2 protein-coding genes are annotated in these 1,509 nt (G+C 61.2%); both read right to left on the minus strand.

Annotated features, from left to right (window positions below; translation table 11 throughout):
• Nucleotides 1-24: 24 nt before the first annotated feature.
• Nucleotides 25-819: a DDE-type integrase/transposase/recombinase gene (locus BUC15_RS18845; RefSeq protein WP_139280370.1), complete on the minus strand. Its 795-nt coding sequence runs from the start codon at nt 817-819 to the stop codon at nt 25-27.
• A gap of 212 nt (nt 820-1,031) precedes the next feature.
• Complete coding sequence (locus BUC15_RS18850; protein ID WP_073191653.1) at nt 1,032-1,454, minus strand: hypothetical protein; 423 nt, start codon at nt 1,452-1,454, stop codon at nt 1,032-1,034.
• Nucleotides 1,455-1,509: the final 55 nt, after the last annotated feature.

The raw sequence follows: 1,509 nt of genomic DNA on the forward strand, positions 1-1,509 counted from the left end.
CGCTGAATGTCAAGCTGTGTGGAGTCACGCGGCCTGTTTTTCTGGTTGTTTGTCGGGCAGGTTGATGCCGACGATGGGGGCGGGGGCTGGTGTGTGTGGGCGTGCCCGGAATCGTTCGGGGTGCTGCTGGTGGTAGTTCTGGAGGGTTTGGTCACGGTGTTCCCAAAGGAGTTTCCAGGTGCCGTCGTGGACCTGGTCGGGTGAGAACAACGCGATACCGGAGTGTTTGTGTTGGGAGTTGTACCAGGGCACGTACTCGGCGATGTATCCGCGGGCAGCGTCGAGGTCGGTGAACACTTTCGGGTAGCCGGGTCGGTACTTCAGTGTTCGGAATCCTGCTTCGGAGAACGGGTTGTCGTTGGAGGTGTAGGGCCGGTTGTGGGTCAGTTCCACGCCCTGATCGTGTAGGTAGTCACGTAGCAGGTTCGAGGTCATCGCGGGCCCGGAGTCCGCGTGCACGATCTTGGGTGCGCCGTACTCGGCGATCGCGGCGGTGAACATGTCAACAGCGAGGTGGTCGGCTTCGCGGTCCTCGACTCGCCAGCCGACGATCTTGCGGGAGAAGATATCGGTGATCTTGTAGGCCTTGAACACCTTGCCCCGCCAGGGCGAGTACAGATCCGTGATGTCCCAAGACCATACCTGCCCAGGGCCGGTGGCCTTGACCACGGGCTTCTCGCGTCTTTGACGGCGGTCCTTGCGGGAGGGGACCTTAGGGCGCAGCATCTGGTCCTCGATCTGGGCAGCGATCCGCCACCAGGTCCGCCGCGACGCGAGCATCACACCGTTGTCCCAGGCCGTCGCGAACGAGTGATCCACAGAATTCTGCTCTGCCCAGCCGGCCAGGATCAACTCGCTGATGCGGTCCTGATCGGCAGTGCTGATCCTGGATTCATAAGCCCGTTCGCGCTGTGGGATCGGGTTAGCCACACGTGGCCGTGGGTGCTGACGGTAATGCCACGACGAGCGCGCCACCCCTGCCAACTCCAACGCTTGTCGCTGCGAGCCGGTGATCCTGGTCAACTCCAAAATCAGGGCATTCTCGTCGTTGATGAATCCGATGGAGCGGTCGTCGTCGGGGGCGCCGTGGGCTCTTGCTCGTTCATCGCGTGCAAGAGCCCGATAGCTTTTCCCAGGGCCGTGTTGGTGTCCTCCAGCTCTTTGATCCGGGCAGTCAGCTTCTTGACCTCAGCCTCTTGAGCGGCACGTTCTTGCGCACGCTCCTTCTCGAACGCGGTGCGTTTGTCCTGTGGAACAGCCATGGCTCTACTCTCTCGTGGAACCAGGCCACGATCCAGATCACCCTCGAAGACCGTGCTACGCCACCGTCGCACCATGTCATACGACAGACCCCGCTCGGCCAACCAGGCACCCTTCGTGCCATGCGGCAGCAACTGATACTCATGAACAAACTCACGGATCTCGGCAGTGGTGAACCCCACACTGATCGTCATCGCCCTGTCTCCCTACTGATCGTTCCTTGACTCACAACCAGCTTGACAAAGAGGG

It is taken from the genome of Tessaracoccus bendigoensis DSM 12906 (assembly GCF_900141915.1).
GTDB classification, from domain to species: Bacteria; Actinomycetota; Actinomycetes; order Propionibacteriales; family Propionibacteriaceae; genus Arachnia; species Arachnia bendigoensis.